The 15554-nt window shown below is 63.6% G+C and carries 11 protein-coding genes; 7 read left to right on the plus strand and 4 right to left on the minus strand.

The window, feature by feature from the left end; genetic code table 11:
- Positions 1–59 precede the first annotated feature (59 nt).
- The 3 genes from Q8K09_RS02390 to Q8K09_RS02400 all read left to right on the plus strand — a co-directional run bounded on the left by Q8K09_RS02390 (position 60) and on the right by Q8K09_RS02400 (position 2088).
- On the plus strand, positions 60–1145 hold the full coding sequence (locus Q8K09_RS02390) for a 5-(carboxyamino)imidazole ribonucleotide synthase (protein ID WP_305253425.1): 1086 nt from the start codon (positions 60–62) through the stop codon (positions 1143–1145).
- A gap of 127 nt (positions 1146–1272) precedes the next feature.
- Entirely contained in the window at positions 1273–1518 is a 246-nt protein-coding gene (locus Q8K09_RS02395; RefSeq protein WP_305253426.1) for a GlsB/YeaQ/YmgE family stress response membrane protein, read from the plus strand.
- Positions 1519–1554: 36 nt separating this feature from the next.
- A complete protein-coding gene (locus tag Q8K09_RS02400; RefSeq protein ID WP_305253427.1) occupies positions 1555–2088 on the plus strand; it encodes a DUF3299 domain-containing protein in 534 nt (177 codons plus the stop codon).
- A 349-nt stretch (positions 2089–2437) separates the two neighbouring features.
- Here Q8K09_RS02400 and Q8K09_RS02405 read toward each other — a convergent pair whose 3' ends face one another.
- A complete protein-coding gene (locus Q8K09_RS02405) occupies positions 2438–5311 on the minus strand; it encodes an EAL domain-containing protein (RefSeq protein ID WP_305253428.1) in 2874 nt (957 codons plus the stop codon).
- A gap of 235 nt (positions 5312–5546) precedes the next feature.
- Here Q8K09_RS02405 and uvrD point away from each other — a divergent pair, with 235 nt between their 5' ends.
- The 3 genes from uvrD to aroE all read left to right on the plus strand — a co-directional run bounded on the left by uvrD (position 5547) and on the right by aroE (position 9803).
- The gene (gene uvrD, locus Q8K09_RS02410) at positions 5547–7736 is read left to right on the plus strand and encodes a DNA helicase II (protein WP_305253429.1); all 2190 of its coding nucleotides are present in this window, start codon (positions 5547–5549) and stop codon (positions 7734–7736) included.
- Between the two features lie 109 nt (positions 7737–7845).
- Positions 7846–8940, plus strand: a complete 1095-nt coding sequence (locus tag Q8K09_RS02415) for a TRAP transporter substrate-binding protein (RefSeq protein ID WP_305253430.1) — start codon at positions 7846–7848, stop codon at positions 8938–8940.
- A 44-nt stretch (positions 8941–8984) separates the two neighbouring features.
- On the plus strand, positions 8985–9803 hold the full coding sequence (aroE, locus tag Q8K09_RS02420) for a shikimate dehydrogenase (protein ID WP_305253431.1): 819 nt from the start codon (positions 8985–8987) through the stop codon (positions 9801–9803).
- A gap of 433 nt (positions 9804–10236) precedes the next feature.
- Here the strand turns inward: aroE and Q8K09_RS02425 are convergent, their stop codons facing one another.
- The 3 genes from Q8K09_RS02425 to betC all read right to left on the minus strand — a co-directional run bounded on the left by Q8K09_RS02425 (position 10237) and on the right by betC (position 14429).
- Complete coding sequence (locus tag Q8K09_RS02425) at positions 10237–11805, minus strand: SulP family inorganic anion transporter (protein ID WP_305253432.1); 1569 nt, start codon at positions 11803–11805, stop codon at positions 10237–10239.
- Between the two features lie 140 nt (positions 11806–11945).
- On the minus strand, positions 11946–12872 hold the full coding sequence (gene choX / locus Q8K09_RS02430; RefSeq protein ID WP_305253433.1) for a choline ABC transporter substrate-binding protein: 927 nt from the start codon (positions 12870–12872) through the stop codon (positions 11946–11948).
- Between the two features lie 48 nt (positions 12873–12920).
- On the minus strand, positions 12921–14429 hold the full coding sequence (gene betC / locus Q8K09_RS02435) for a choline-sulfatase (protein ID WP_305253434.1): 1509 nt from the start codon (positions 14427–14429) through the stop codon (positions 12921–12923).
- Positions 14430–14541: 112 nt separating this feature from the next.
- Here betC and Q8K09_RS02440 point away from each other — a divergent pair, with 112 nt between their 5' ends.
- The gene (locus Q8K09_RS02440) at positions 14542–15498 is read left to right on the plus strand and encodes a LysR family transcriptional regulator (RefSeq protein ID WP_305253435.1); all 957 of its coding nucleotides are present in this window, start codon (positions 14542–14544) and stop codon (positions 15496–15498) included.
- Positions 15499–15554: the final 56 nt, after the last annotated feature.

Consider the following 15554-nt stretch of genomic DNA (forward strand, 5'->3'; position numbering starts at 1 on the left):
CGCTTCGCGGGCACGCCCGCTCCCACAGGGGAGCGTGCGGCATTGAAAGAGGTAGACGCATGAAAATCGGTGTAATCGGTGGCGGCCAACTGGGTCGCATGCTGGCCTTGGCGGGCACCCCGCTGGGAATGAACTTCGCCTTTCTCGATCCCGCTCCGGATGCCTGCGCCCAGGCGCTCGGCGAGCACATCCGCGCCGACTATGGCGATCAGGATCACCTGCGCCAACTGGCCGATGAAGTCGATCTGGTGACCTTCGAGTTCGAGAGCGTACCGGCCGAGACCGTGGCCTTCCTCTCCCAGTTCGTACCGGTTTACCCGTGCGCCGAGGCCTTGCGTATCGCCCGCGACCGCTGGTTCGAGAAGTCGATGTTCAAGGAGCTGGAGATCCCCACGCCCGAGTTCGCCGATATTCACTCGCAGGCCGATCTGGATGCCGCGGCTGCCGCCATCGGCTTGCCAGCGGTACTCAAGACCCGCACCCTGGGCTACGACGGCAAGGGCCAGAAGGTTCTGCGCCAGGCGCACGACGTGAGCGGCGCCTTTGCTGAGCTGGGCAGCGTGCCCTGCATCCTCGAAGGTTTCGTGCCGTTTACCGGCGAAGTGTCGCTGGTCGCGGTACGTGGTCGCGATGGCGAGACGCGCTTTTACCCGCTGGTGCACAACCGCCACGACAGCGGCGTGCTGGCCCTGTCCATCGCCAGCAGCAACCACCCGCTGCAGGCGCTGGCTGAAGATTACGTCAGCCGCGTGCTGAGCAAACTCGATTACGTTGGCGTGCTGGCCTTCGAGTTCTTCGAGGTCGATGGCGGCCTGAAAGCCAACGAAATCGCCCCGCGGGTGCACAACTCCGGGCACTGGACCATCGAAGGCGCCGAGTGCAGCCAGTTCGAGAATCACCTGCGCGCCGTCGCCGGTTTGCCACTGGGCTCGACTGCCACGGTCGGTGAGAGCGCCATGCTCAACTTCATCGGCACAGTGCCGCCAGTGGCCGAGGTTATCGCCATCGACGATTGCCACCTGCACCACTACGGCAAGGCTTTTAAGGTCGGCCGCAAGGTCGGCCACGCCACCCTGCGCTGTGCGGATCGCGCCACCCTGGACCAGCAGATCGCCGCCGTTGAGGCGCTGATCAGCAAGGCCTGAAGTTGTCTGGCGCCGGCCCTGCCTGGCGCCAGAGACTTTTGATGGAACCTCCGCAGCTCCGCTCTATCTGATAGCGCAATGCCACGGTTTTCTGCCCTGGCTTACTTACCTATTCGGAGAACACACCGTGGGCATTATCGGCACCATTTTCATCGGCCTGATCGTTGGCTTGATTGCACGCTTCCTCAAGCCCGGCGATGACGGCATGGGCTGGATCATGACTATCCTGCTCGGCATCGGTGGCGCCATCGCCGCAACCTATGGCGGCCAGGCGTTGGGCATCTACCAGGCGGGCCAGGGTGCCGGCTTCATCGGCGCGGTGATCGGTGCGGTGGTTCTGCTGATACTCTACGGTGCTATCAAGAAGGGTTAACAACCCCTCGTTTCCTCGTCACTTGTGAGCCTGCCCATGCGTTACCTGTTGTTGTCCCTGCTGCTGCTGAGCAGCCTGGCCCGCGCCGAGCTGGCGGAAACCGACTGGCTTGAGCTGATGCCGGAAGAAGACCGCCTGGCCCTCGAAGCCATGCCGGAAATCAGCCATGACGGTCCCGAGCAGGACGGCACCTTCTACAATCCCGACGGCCTCCGGCAGCAGGAAAAAAACCTGCCGGCGGTAATGTACTCGGCCAAGACTGTCGCCGCTCTCGATGGTAAAGCCATTCGCCTGGGCGGCTATCCCGTGCCCCTGGAAACCGACGCCAAGGGCCGCAGCACGCTGTTCTTCCTGGTTCCCTATCCCGGCGCCTGCATCCATGTGCCACCGCCGCCGCCCAACCAGCTTGTACTCGTTCGTTACCCGCAAGGCATCGAGCTCGATGACATCTACGCCCCGCTGTGGGTCAGCGGTACCTTGCAGGTGGAGCAGGTCAACAACGAACTGGCGGATGCGGCCTATGCGCTGGAGGCGGGGGTGGTGAGGATGGTGGAGGAAGGCGATCTGTAAGGCCCGACTTCAGCAATCAGGCGGCTTATAAACAAAACAACGCTTTGTTTTATATGAAGAAATTAAATCTGAACAGAAACCCTGTAGGAGCCAGCTTGCTGGCGATCTTTGCAGATCAAAAGCATCGTCGGAGCGCCGAACCGCAGCAAGGACTAGGCGTCCCCCGGGCTCCTACACAGTTTGCTGCGCGGCAGCGCTTCGTCGAAGACGACGGGTGAACGCCTGCAGGTGCCGCCGTATCAGCAAGCGCGATTGCCCCAGTTCGCTGCGCGACAACCTTGAAATAGCGCTCGATCGCGACCCCGGGCCTGCACCATGGTCCCCTTTCGCGCTGCGCCTAAACGGTGATTCAGGACAGCCTTGCCTGGTCGCGTAACAAGCTGGCAAGTTGCTCCGCCGGTACCGGTCTGCTGATCAGATAGCCCTGAATCTCGTCACAGTGGTGGGCCTTGAGGAAATCCATCTGCGCCTGGGTTTCCACGCCCTCGGCGACCACCTTCAACTCCATGCTGTGGGCCATGACGATGATCGCGCGGGTAATCGCAGCATCCTCGCCGCCGAGCTCCAGGTCGCGGATGAAGGTCTGGTCGATCTTCACGTAGTCCACCGGGAAACGCTTCAGGTAGCTGAGTGAGGAGTAGCCGGTGCCGAAGTCGTCGATCGCCAGTTTCACCCCCAGGTCGCGCAGCTGCTGGAAGGTGGCGATCACGCTTTCGACGTTGTCGAGCAACTGGCTCTCGGTCAATTCGAGCTCGAGGAACTGCGGCGCCAGGCCGGTTTCGTCGAGTACCTGGCGCACCAGGTTGGTCAGCGTACCCTGGCGCACCTGATGCACCGACAGGTTTACCGACACGCGGATCTGCGCCAGGCCTTGCAGTTGCCAGTCCCGCGCCTGTTGGCAGGCGCGGCGCAGGACGAATTCGCCGATCGGTACGATCAGTCCGGTTTCCTCGGCCAGGCCGATGAAATCCCCCGGTGGCACCAGGCCCCGCTCCGGATGGCGCCAGCGTACCAGCGCCTCGGCAGCGTTGAGGCTGTCGTCGGCCAGGCACAGCTTGGGTTGGTAGAACACCTCCAGCTGATGCTCGTCGATCGCCTTGCGCAGCTGGGTTTCCAGTTGCAGGCGCTCCAGGGTGCAGGCCTGCAGGTTGTCGGTGTAGAACTGGAAGGTGTTCCCGCCCAGGTGCTTGGCATGCTGCATGGCCATATCGGCCTGGCTGACCAGGGTCGAGATCTCCCGCGCGTTGTCCGGCAGCAGGCTGATGCCCAGGGAGGCGCTGACCACCAGCTCCTGGCCGCCGACGGTCATCGGCAGGCGCAGCTTGGCCAGCAGGCGGCTGGCCAGGCGCGCCAGAGTCGAGAGGCTGCCGTAGGAGTCGAGTAACACGGCGAACTCGTCGCCGGACAGCCGCGCAATGGTGTCGGCCTCGGGAACCGCCTGACTGAGGCGGCGGCTCATCTGGCGCAGTAATTGGTCAGCCACTTCATGGCCGAGGCTGTCGTTGAGCCACTTGAACCGGTCCAGATCGACGTGCAGCAAGGCCAGGCTGCGCCCGCTCTGGCGCGAACGCTGGCTGGCCTCATGCAGGCGCTCGCGGAACAGGCTGCGGTTGGCCAGCCCGGTCAGGTCATCATAGTGCGACAGGTAGCGCAGGCGCTCCTCAGCCTCGCGCCGCGACGACAGGTCGGCGAAGAAACCGACGATATGGCTCACCAACCCGCGCGCATCGCGCACCACGTTGAGCTGGAGCAGTTGTGGGTAGAGTTCGCCGTTCTTGCGCGTCTCGATCAATTCGCCCTGCCAGTGGTCGCCGCGCTCCAGCTCAAGGCGGATCAGTTGGTACTGATGTTGGGTGTCGCGGCTGCTGATCAGGCTGGCGACACTCTTGCCGAGCACCTCTTCCTGGAGATAGCCGGTGACCTGGCTGAATGCCTGATTGGCCGCCAGCATGCGGTAATCCGGGTCAAGAATGACAATGCCTTCGCTGGCCGCTTCGAACACCGTGGCGGCCAGGCGTTGCTGTTCTTCCTGCTGTTTGCGCGCGGTGATAGTGCGCCGCGTGCCAAGCATGCGCAGCACCCGGCCCTGGGCGTCGCGCTCCACGGCACGGCCGCGGTCCTCGACCCAGACCCAGTGGCCATCGGCGTGTTTGACCCGGTATTCGATCTGATAATCGTCGCTGCGCCCCTTCATATGCTCGACCAGGGCGCGGCGTAGCAACGGCACGTCGTCCGGGTGTAGGCGTGGCTTGAGGTCCCGCAACATGGCCTGCACCGCCTCGGGTTCGAGGCCGAAGATTTCCTTGAGCTGCGAGTGGTGCACTTCATCGCTTTGCAGGTTCCAGTCCCACAGGCCCAGCTCGCTGGCTTCGAGGGCGAGAGCCAAGCGCGCCTCGCTCTTGCTCAGGGCGCGAGTGGCATCGTCCAGTTCCAGGGTGCGCTCGGCCACGCGCATTTCCAGCTGGTCGTGGGCGGTGCGCAGCTCGCCTTCGGCCCAGCGGCGCTGTTCGACTTCGCGGGCCAGTTCGCCATTCAGCGTTTCGGCCTGCTGCCGGGCGTGTTCCAGGCGGTCGATCAGCGCCTGATTTTGAAAACGTTGCAACAGGCTGCGCTGCACCAGGCGGTTGACCTGCCAGGCCACCACCAGCAGGGTTGCCAGCAGAATGCTGCCAAGAACTCCCCAGCCCCGCTGCAGGCTGTGTTCGCTGAGCAGCAGATACGCCACCGACGGCAGCAGGCAGGGCAGGGCGAAGGTCAAGAATGCCGATAGGCTGACGGCATAGGCCATGCTGGCGGAAAGGATCGCCGCGGCGATCAGCCCGTAGACCAGGGCCTGCTGGTAGAACACATCGGCCGGTACCAGGCCGATAGCGGCGAAGGCCAGGGTCAGACCGGAGGCGCCAGCGCCAGACAGGAAGTTGCGCCGCCAATGCACCTGGGCCTGGCTACTCGGCGGCGCAGCATTGAAGGCGCGGACCTGGAGCAGGCGCAAAACAGCCAGCAGCACCAGGCAGACCAACCAGCCGGACAGCAGCACGCGGTTCTGTGGTGTCCAGAGCAAATAGGCACAGGCCACACCATTGAGCAGCATGAATAGGGTCGGCACCCACGAGCCCTGATACAGCAGGCGGGTGCGTTCAATGGCGATATCCGTGGCGAATTGCTGACGAATCTCGCGTGCAGTGTCCAGCGGCAGTTCGGCTGCGCTAGCAGTCTGGGTCATAGGCTATTTTCTTGTAAGTTAGGATGCCTAGGTCGGCGGAGCATACCCGAGCTAGACGCTTCGCCCAACAATCATCTGTGTAAATTTTGCCACCCGACAGGCAACTCTGTATGGGCAGGTTTGACCTGTAACCACCGCCTGGCAAGGTGACTTACCGGTCGTCCGCTGGCCGCGCTGCGGCGATGCGCCGCGCACCCGGTTTGCCCTCGCTGCCGCCGCCCCCTAGAATGCCGCGATGCAAAATGACCCCGAACTCCTGATTGCTTCTCTCAACGATGCCCAACGCCAGGCCGTAGCGGCCAGCCTGGGCCGTCAACTGGTGCTGGCCGGCGCTGGCTCCGGTAAAACCCGGGTGCTGGTGCACCGTATCGCCTGGCTGATCCAGATCGAAAACGCTTCGCCGCACAGCGTCCTCTCGGTGACCTTCACCAACAAGGCCGCCGCCGAGATGCGTGCGCGCATCGAGCAGATGCTCGGCGTCAATCCGGCCGGCATGTGGGTCGGCACCTTCCACGGCCTGGCGCATCGCTTGCTGCGTGCGCACTGGCAGGAAGCCGGTCTGGCGGAGAATTTCCAGATTCTCGATTCCGACGACCAGCAGCGCCTGGTCAAGCGGGTGATCCGCGACCTGGGCCTGGACGAGCAACGCTGGCCGGTCAAGCAGGCGCAGTGGTTCATCAACGGGCAGAAGGACGAAGGCCTGCGGCCGAAGAATATCCAGCCCGGCGGCGATCTGTTCCTGGCCACCATGCTGAAGATCTACGAGGCCTATGAAGCGGCCTGCGCCCGCGCCGGCGTGATCGACTTCTCCGAGCTGCTGCTGCGCGCCCTCGACCTGTGGCGCGACAAGCCGGGCCTGCTCGAGCATTACCAGCGACGCTTCCGCCATGTGCTGGTCGACGAGTTCCAGGACACCAACGCCGTGCAGTACGCCTGGTTGCGTCTGCTGGCCCAGGGCGGCGCCAGCCTGATGGTGGTCGGTGACGATGATCAGTCGATCTACGGCTGGCGTGGGGCCAAGATTGAGAATATTCACCAATACAGCCGCGACTTCCCGGACGCCGAAACCATCCGTCTGGAGCAGAACTACCGCTCCACCGCCGGCATCCTCAAGGCCGCCAACGCGCTGATCGCCAATAACCAGGGGCGTTTGGGCAAGGAGCTGTGGACCGAAGACGGTGATGGCGAACCGATCAGCCTGTATTCGGCGTTCAACGAGCACGACGAAGCCCGTTACGTGGTCGAGTCGATCGAGGATGCCCTGCGCAAGGACGGCCTCAAGCGCAGCGAAATCGCCATCCTCTACCGCTCCAACGCCCAGTCGCGGGTGCTCGAAGAAGCCCTGCTGCGCGAGAAGATCCCGTATCGCATCTATGGTGGCCAGCGCTTCTTCGAGCGTGCCGAAATCAAGAACGCCATGGCCTATATGCGCCTGCTCGACGGCCGCGGCAACGATGCGGCGCTGGAGCGGGTGATCAACGTGCCGGCCCGTGGCATTGGCGAGAAGAGTGTCGAAACCATTCGCGCCTACGCCCGTGAGCATGATGTGTCGATGTGGGAGTCGATTCGCCTGATGGTCGCCAACAAGGCCCTGCCGGGTCGCGCCTCGGCTGCCCTGGCCGGCTTTATCGAGCTGATCGAGAATCTCGCAGCCAAGGTGCTGGAGATGCCGCTGCACCTGATGACCCAGACCGTCATCGAGCAGAGCGGGTTGATCGCCTACCACAAGGCCGAGAAAGGCGAAAAAGCCCAGGCACGGATCGAAAACCTTGAGGAACTGGTCAGCGCCGCGCGCGCCTTCGACAATGACGGCGATGACGAGTTGAGCCCGCTGCAGGCCTTCCTCGGCCATGCCTCGCTGGAGGCCGGCGACACCCAGGCGGCGGAAAACGAAGACAGCATCCAGCTGATGACCCTGCACAGCTCAAAGGGTCTGGAGTTTCCCCAGGTGTTCCTGGTGGGCATGGAAGAAGGCTTGTTCCCGCACAAGATGAGCCTGGAAGAACCCGGCCGTCTCGAAGAAGAACGTCGCCTGGCCTATGTCGGCATCACCCGCGCGATGCAGAAGCTGGTGATCAGTTACGCCGAAGTCCGCCGTTTGTATGGCACTGAAACGCGTAACTCGATCTCGCGCTTTGTGCGTGAGATTCCGCCGCAACTGGTCCAGGAAGTCCGTCTGTCCAATAGCGTCAGCCGACCCTTCACCGGGAACAGCCGCAACATGAGCGGCAGCAGCATGTTCGCCGGCAGTGCCGTACCGGACACCGCGTTCAGCCTCGGCCAGCGCGTGCAACACGCATTGTTTGGCGAGGGCACCATCCTCAATTTCGAAGGCTCCGGCGCCCAGGCGCGGGTGCAGGTGAACTTCGAAAGCGAGGGCAGTAAATGGCTGATGCTCAGCTATGCCAAGCTGGATGCGCTGTAACAGCCGAGACAACAGACCGTAGCCCGGATGCAATCCGGGGGTTCTAGCAAGGACCTCCGCGGATTGCATCCGGGCTACGGGATTAACCCACAACAACAAGGACGCCCCGATGAATCGCCGCAACCTCTTCACCGCTGCCGTGACCCTGCTCGCCGTTATCGGCCTGGCCGGCTGCAAGGACGAAAAAGCTGGCAGCGAGCAGGCCGCGGCCGTGCCGGTGCAGAGTTTCCAGTGGAAGATGGTCACCGCCTGGCCGAAGAACTACCCAGGTCTGGGCACCGCCGCCGAACGCCTGGCCGAGCGGGTGGCGACCATGAGCGCCGGTCGCCTGACCATCAAGGTCTACGCCGGTGGCGAACTGGTGCCGCCGCTGGAGGTGTTCGACGCCGTGTCGCGCGGTACCGCCGAGCTGGGTCATGGCGCGGCCTATTACTGGAAGGGCAAGGTGCCAGCGGCGCAGTTCTTCACCGCCGTGCCTTTTGGCCTGTCTACCAGCGAAATGAACGCCTGGCTGAGCAAGGGTGGCGGTCAGGCGCTGTGGGACGAGGCCTACGCCCCGTTCGGGGTGAAACCGGTGGTGGTGGGCAATACCGGCATGCAGATGGGCGGCTGGTACAACAAGGAAATCAACGCGCTGGATGACCTCAAAGGCCTGAAGATCCGCATGCCGGGCCTCGGTGGCGAGGTGCTGAGCAAGCTTGGCGCGACCACCGTCAACTTGCCCGGCGGCGAGGTATTCACCGCCCTGCAGACCGGCGCTATCGACGCTACCGACTGGGTCAGCCCCTACAACGACCTGGCCTTCGGCCTGCACAAGGCGGCCAAGTTCTACTACTACCCCGGCTGGCAGGAACCGCAGGCGGTGCTCGAACTGCTGATCAACCAGAAGGCCCTCGACAGCTTGCCGGCCGACCTGCAGGCGATCCTGACCGAAGCCGCTCGCGCCGCCAGCCAGGACATGCTTGATGACTACGTCTACCACAACGCCCTGGCCCTGGATGAGCTGAAGCAGCAGGGCGCCCTACTCAAGCGCTTCCCCGACGAAGTGCTCGACGCCATGCAGCGTGAATCCGCCGTGGTACTCGGCGAACTGGCCGCGCAGAGCGAACTGAACGGGCGTATCTGGGCCTCGATGCAGGCCTTTCAGGCCCAGGTCAGCCAGATGCACAAGCTGTCCGAACAGGAGCTGTATGACTGGCGTTGATCCATGCGAGTTCTTCCAGACGTTTAACTGAAACAGGATTCCCCATGGACCGCTACGGCGTATTCGGCAACCCCATCGGCCACAGCAAGTCGCCGCTGATTCATCGTCTGTTTGCCCAGCAGACCGGCGAGCCGTTGAGTTATGAAGCGCTGCTCGCGCCGCTGGACGACTTTGCCGGTTTCGCCCGGCGTTTCTTTGCCGAGGGCAAGGGCGCCAATGTCACGGTGCCGTTCAAGGAACAGGCCTTTCAGCTGGCCGACAGCCTGACCGCGCGCGCCCAGCGCGCCGGCGCGGTGAATACCCTGAAGAAGCTGGATGACGGCAGCCTGCTCGGCGACAACACCGACGGCGCCGGGCTGGTACGCGACCTGATGGTCAACGCCGGCTTCGAACTACGCGGCAAGCGCATCCTCCTGCTGGGTGCCGGTGGTGCCGTGCGCGGAGTGCTCGAGCCCATGCTGGCGCAGCAACCGGCGGCCTTGGTGATCGCCAATCGCACGGTGGCCAAGGCCGAGCAACTGGCCAGTGAATTCGCCGACCTGGGGCCGGTGGTGGCCAGCGGTTTCGACTGGCTTGATGCGCCGGTCGACCTGATCATCAACGGCACCTCGGCCAGCCTGGCCGGCGAGTTGCCGCCCATCGCCGCCAGCCTGATCGAGCCGGGGCACACCTTGTGCTACGACATGATGTACGGCAAACAGCCAACCGCCTTCAATTGCTGGGCCGCCGAGCAGGGCGCGGCGCGTGCCCTGGATGGCCTGGGCATGCTGGTCGAACAGGCCGCCGAAGCGTTCTTGCTCTGGCGCGGCGTGCGCCCGGACAGCGCACCGGTGCTGGCCGAGATGCGCCGGCAACTGGCCTGACGCGGCAAACGCCGTAGGGTGCGCAGTGCGCACCAATGACTTGAGCCAGGCGAGCAGCAGGTTTTTGTAACCCGGATGCACTCCGGGGAAGTCTGGCGCCTGACAAACCGTTCCCGGATTGCATCCGGGCTACGCGTTGGCGCGACGACGCGCGCTATTTTCACAAGTGCTGAGCCCGTAGGGTGCGCCGTGCGCACCAACGACTTGGGCCAGGCGAGCAGCATGTTCTTGTAACCGGGATGCACTCCCGGGAAGTCTGGCGCCTGACAAACCGTTCCCGGATTGCATCCAGGCTACGTGTTGACGCGACGACGCGCGCTATTTTCACAGGCGCTGAGCCCGTAGGGTGCGCCGTGCGCACCAATGACTCGCCGCACAGGGCATGGCCGTATAACCGCATCGGTGCGCGGGGCGGCCCTGCTGCGGGCCGGTCTCAATCCTCGAACTGCACCGGGCACCGCTCGGCGCCTTCGAGCTTGTGGATTTCCTCGATCACCTGCGGCCGGGCGCGGCGCAGGATCAGGCTGCGGTTTTGCGCGAGCAACCGCCGCGCTTCCTGGTGAAGCATCTCCACCCCGGCGTAATCGATGAAGTTGACGTGGTTGGCGTCGATGATCACCCGCTCACCCTTGCTGCGCTGGATGAGCTGCTGCAGGTAATGGCAGGCACCGAAAAAGATCGAACCCTCGACGCGCAACAGTTCTTCCTCGTCCTCTTGGCAGAATTTTACCCGCGGTTGCGACGTGCGTTTGAGGTAGAAAAACAACGAAGCCAGCACCCCGGCATAAATCGCCGTTTGCAGCTCCAGCAGCAGGGTAGCGAACAGGGTCAGCAGCATCACCAGGAACTCCGAGCGGCTGACCCTGAACAGTGCACGCAACCCGGCGATATCCACCAGCCCCCAGCAAATCAGGAGAATGCCCGCCGCCATGCTCGGCAGCGGAATGTGCTGAATCAGGCTGGCGCCGATCAGGGCAAACAGCGCCACCAGCAGCGCGGAAAATACCCCAGCTAATGGCGAGCGCGCGCCGGCCTGCAGGTTCAGCGCCGAGCGGGTGAAGGAGCCGGCTGACAGGGAGGCGGAGAACCAGGGGCCGAGGAGGTTCGACAGGCCCTGGGCGCGCACTTCCTGGTTGGCGTCGAGAAACTGCTGTGACTTGCTGGCCAGGGCGCGGGCAATCGACAGGCTGGTGACCAGGCCGAGCATGCCGCAGGCCACCGCTGCCGGTAGCAGTTGCAGCACGCTCGCCAGCTCGAAGGTCAATGGGCTGAACGGCGGCAAGCGTCCCTCGAAGGCGCTGACCAGGGCGATCCCACCGAGCTGGGCCGGCCATGCCAGCACGCCCAGGCTGCCGGCGACGATGCCGATCAGCAGGGCCGGCAGGCGTGGCCACAGGCGCCTGACCAGCAGGCTGACCGCAAGGGTAAAGCCGGCCACGCCCAGGGCGCGCCAGTCGGTTTCCGCCAGGTGCTGGCCGATGTTGAGAAGGGTCGCTAGCGCCGTGGCCTGGCTGGGCACGCTGATGCCGAGCAGGTTGGGCAACTGGCCGAGGGCGATGACCACGGCCGCGCCCAGGGTGAAACCGAGCACCACCGAGTGCGAGACGAAATTCACCAGGGCGCCGAAGCGCAGCATGCCGAGCAGCCACTGGAACAGCCCGGCGAGAAAGGTCAGCAACAGGATCAGGGCGATGAAATCGTCACTGCCCGGCGTCGCCAGTGGGCTGACGCTGGTGAACAGAACGATGGAAATTGCCGCGGTCGGCCCGCAAATCAGGTGCCAGGACGAGCCCCACAGGCAGGCGATGATCACCGGCACGATGGCCGCATACAGACCGTACTCGGCCGGCAGCCCGGCGATCAGGGCGTAAGCGATGGATTGCGGCAGCGCCAGGATAGCGCCGCTGAGGCCCACCAACAGGTCGTTGGCGAGGCTGCGCTTGCTGGTGTTGGGCAGCCAGCGCAGGAACGGCAGCAGGGTCTGGCGGCTGGGTAGCGGCATGCAGTGTCGCTCTTGGGTTGGGTGGACAGAACACGGAGCGGGTTGACCGTCTACGCGGCGGCGATGCTATGCCGCCGCGTAGGCTGTCAAGCGGTGGACTGTTCGCTCCTACGCCCAGCCTACGCAATCCAGCGACCAGTTCAAAGCCGCGCTTTCACTGCTGCCAGGCCGTCGCCGCCATCGCGGCTACTGACGCCTTGCAGCCAGTCGTCGAGCACCGCCGGATTGGCCTTCAGCCAGGCCTTGATCGCTTCGGCATTGCTCGCCTGCTTGCTCAGCACCTTGTCCATGATGGCGTTTTCCATCTCCTGGGTGAAGCTCAGGTTGCTCAGCAGCTTGCCGACGTTCGGGCACTCTGTGGCGTAGTCCTTACGGGCCAGGGTGTTGACGTTGCCGCTTTCACCGAAATACTTCTCGCCGCCCTTGAGGTACTTGATGTCGTAGTTGACGTTCATCGGGTGTGGCGTCCAGCCGAGGAATACCACGAACTGATCGCGTTTCACCGCGCGGCCGACCTGCACCAACATCGCCTGCTCACTGGATTCCACCAGCTTCCAGTCGCCCAGGCCGAACTCGTCGGCGTCGATCATCTTGCGGATCGATTCGTTGGCTGGCGAGCCTGAGGCGATGCCATAGAGCTTGTTGTCGAACTTGTCGGCGAACTTATCGAGGTCGGCAAAGGTCTTCACCCCGGCCTCATAGGCATAGGTCGGTACGGCCAGGGTGTACTCGGTGCCGCTGAGGTTTTGATTGAGCTTGTCGACCTGGCCGGTGGCGACGAACTTGTCGTAGTTGCTTTGCTGCGCAGGCATCCAGTTGCCGAGGAACGCATCGACCTGGCCTTTGTGCATGCCGGTGAAGATGATCGGTACGGCCAGGATCTGGGTCTGCGCCTTGTAGCCCAGGCTATCGAGCAGGAAGCTGGCAATGCCGTTGGTCACGGCGATATCGCTCCAGCCCGGATCGCCCAGTTTCACTGTGCTGCAACTGGCGTCTTCGGCGTAGGCGTGGGAGGTGCTGGCGGCCAATAGCAGCCCGCCGCTAAACACTGTGGCTAGTTTGTGCATGACGTGTTTCCTCTGAGTTCTAATTATTTAGTTGCACGCGTGTTGCGGTCACACCTGTGGGTAGCGGGCGCGGCGTTCCAGGTCATCGAGGTCGATGTGGTTGCGCATGTATTGCTCGCTGGCATCCACCAGCGGTTGGTGATCCCAGCTTTTCAAGCGGCCCTTGGTCAGCGCGTCGGCGACCAGGCGGCGGCGCCGCTGGCTGGCCAGGGTCGCCTGATGGATGGCCGGGATATCCCAGCGCGTGCGCGCATCATTGATAAAGTCGTTGAGCAGCGCCTGATGCTCGGCCGAGTTGGCGAGGTTGTCACGCTCCTGCGGGTCGTGGCGCAGGTTGAACAGCAGCAACGGGTCCTGCTCGGAGTAGATAAACTTCCAGTCGCCGCAGCGGATCATCATCAGCGGCGCGTTGCTGCCTTCGGCCATGTACTCGCCGAGTACCTGATCGTGCCCGCCTTCGCCCTTGAGGTGGCTCAGCAATGAATGGCCATCCAGGGCCAGATCGGCCTCGACCTGACCGCCCGCCAGTTCCACCAGGGTCGGCAGCAGGTCCATGGTCGACACGCACTGGCTGATTCGCCGTGCGGCGAACTGCTTGGGTGCATGCACCAGCAGCGGCACCCGGGCTGACATCTCGAACCAGTGCATCTTGTACCAGAGGCCGCGCTCGCCGAGCATGTCGCCGTGGTCGCCGGAGAACACGACAATCGTATCCTCGTCCAGGTTGCAGTCCTTGAGGGTCTTCAGCAGCTTGCCGATGTTCGCGTCGATGTAGCTGCAGGCGCCAAAGTAGGCACGCCGTGCGTCCTTGATCTTGTCTTCGGGCAGGGTCTTGCCCCACAGGTCGATGACCTTGAGCAGGCGCTGCGAGTGCGGGTCCTGCTCGGCCTGGTCGATGACCTGGCTGGGTAGCGGGATATCGACGCCCTCGTACAGATCCCAGAACTCCTGAGGGATGGTGTAGGGGTCGTGGGGGTGGGTCATCGACACCGTCAGGCAGAACGGCTGCTCGGGATTGCTGCGCACATGGTCGAACAGGTACTGCTGGGCCTTGAACACCACCTCCTCGTCGAAGTCCAGCTGGTTGCTGCGCACACACGGGCCGGCCTGTAGCACCGAGGCCATGTTGTGGTACCAGCTCAGGCGCTCCTCGGGTGCATCCCAGTTCACCGCCCAGCCGTAATCGGCCGGGTAGATGTCGCTGGTCAGGCGCTCCTCGTAGCCGTGCAGCTGGTCCGGGCCGCAGAAGTGCATCTTGCCCGACAGCGCGGTGTGGTAGCCGAGACGGCGCAGGTAGTGGGCGTAGGTCGGCACATCGGCAGGCAAGTCGGCGGCGTTGTCGTAGGCGCCGATCTTGCTCGGTAACTGGCCACTGACCAGAACGAAGCGCGAGGGCGCGCAGAGCGGGCTGTTGCAGTAGGCGGCATCGAATACCACGCTCTGTTCGGCCAGGCGTACCAGGTTGGGCATCTTGATCGGCGATGCCGCATCGTGAATCGGCAGAATCGGCGCGGCCATCTGGTCGGTCATGATGAAAAGGATATTCGGACGTTTCATGGTCGCGGGTTTTCCATATTAAAGATTTATGCGACATTGCTGGCCTGATCATCAGGCCTCTACAAATCCTGGTAAACCCGCGGTGAATACATGACTTGGATAACAACAGCTTATGTTTAAGAGCGCCGCCGGACTATCTCTGGATGTGCTGCGGGTGTTTGAGTCCGCTGCTCGCCACCTGAGTTTCACCGCAGCTGCCGCCGAACTGGGCAGCAGCCAGCCGGCCATCAGCCAGCAGATCAAGCGTCTTGAACAGCAGTTGGCAGTCCGTTTGTTCGACCGGGTCTATCGCGGCATCGTTCTTACCGAGGCCGGCGAGTTGTTGCTGCACTACGTGCAGGATGGCCTGCAAAGCCTCGACGCTGGCCTGGCCGCAGTCGCTGCCGGGCAGCAGCATGAGGTGCTGCAGGTGGCCACCGACTTTGCCTTTGCCGCCTATTGGCTGATGCCCAGGTTGCAGCGTTTCCACCAGCTTCACCCGGAGGTGGATGTCAGCCTGATCACCAGCGCCCGCGACCTGGCCGCGTTACCGGCGGAGATCGATGTGGCCATCGCGTTCGGCGATGGCCGCTTCAAGCATGGCGAGGCCCATCTGCTGTTTAACGAGGAAGTATTCCCGGTGTGCAGCCCGCAACTGCTCAAGGGCCGGGTCTTGCCGCTGGCGCCGACGGCGCTGGCCGAGCTGCCCCTGCTGCACCTGCGGCCGGAGATTCGATCGCGCTGGTTCGACTGGAATGGCCTGTTCCGTGCCTTCGCTATTGCCGAGACACCCAGCCTGGGCATGTTGCGGTTCGACAATTACACCCTGCTGATTCAGGCGGCCATCGCCGGCCAGGGCGTGGCTATCGGTTGGCGCCATCTGGTCGATGAGCTGCTCGATCAAGGCCTGCTATGCCGCGTATGCGCCGGCGAGGCGCGCTCTGACTTCGGCTATTACGTGGTGCTGCCCGAGCGCAAGCGCCGCCAGCGATTGACCCAGTACTTCGTCGATTGGCTCAAGCTGGAACTGGCGCGGGAGGACGAAGTGGCTTGCAGCATTCCGCCGAACGGGCGTAATCCAGCGTTTTAGACGCCCTACACTGCAAGAGTGATAGCTGAGTTCCGTATACTGACGTGGTCAGTCGC

The sequence above is a fragment of the Pseudomonas sp. genome (assembly GCF_030683065.1).
GTDB lineage: Bacteria > Pseudomonadota > Gammaproteobacteria > Pseudomonadales > Pseudomonadaceae > Aquipseudomonas.

Coding starts and splice junctions, on each gene's coding strand:
- Q8K09_RS02390 (WP_305253425.1), top strand. CDS start 60: ATGAAAATCGGTGTAATCGGTGGCGGCCAACTGGGTCGCATGCTGGCC.
- Q8K09_RS02400 (WP_305253427.1), top strand. CDS start 1,555: ATGCGTTACCTGTTGTTGTCCCTGCTGCTGCTGAGCAGCCTGGCCCGC.
- Q8K09_RS02405 (WP_305253428.1), bottom strand. CDS start 5,311: ATGACCCAGACTGCTAGCGCAGCCGAACTGCCGCTGGACACTGCACGC.
- uvrD (WP_305253429.1), top strand. CDS start 5,547: ATGCAAAATGACCCCGAACTCCTGATTGCTTCTCTCAACGATGCCCAA.
- Q8K09_RS02415 (WP_305253430.1), top strand. CDS start 7,846: ATGAATCGCCGCAACCTCTTCACCGCTGCCGTGACCCTGCTCGCCGTT.
- aroE (WP_305253431.1), top strand. CDS start 8,985: ATGGACCGCTACGGCGTATTCGGCAACCCCATCGGCCACAGCAAGTCG.
- Q8K09_RS02425 (WP_305253432.1), bottom strand. CDS start 11,805: ATGCCGCTACCCAGCCGCCAGACCCTGCTGCCGTTCCTGCGCTGGCTG.
- choX (WP_305253433.1), bottom strand. CDS start 12,872: ATGCACAAACTAGCCACAGTGTTTAGCGGCGGGCTGCTATTGGCCGCC.
- betC (WP_305253434.1), bottom strand. CDS start 14,429: ATGAAACGTCCGAATATCCTTTTCATCATGACCGACCAGATGGCCGCG.
- Q8K09_RS02440 (WP_305253435.1), top strand. CDS start 14,542: ATGTTTAAGAGCGCCGCCGGACTATCTCTGGATGTGCTGCGGGTGTTT.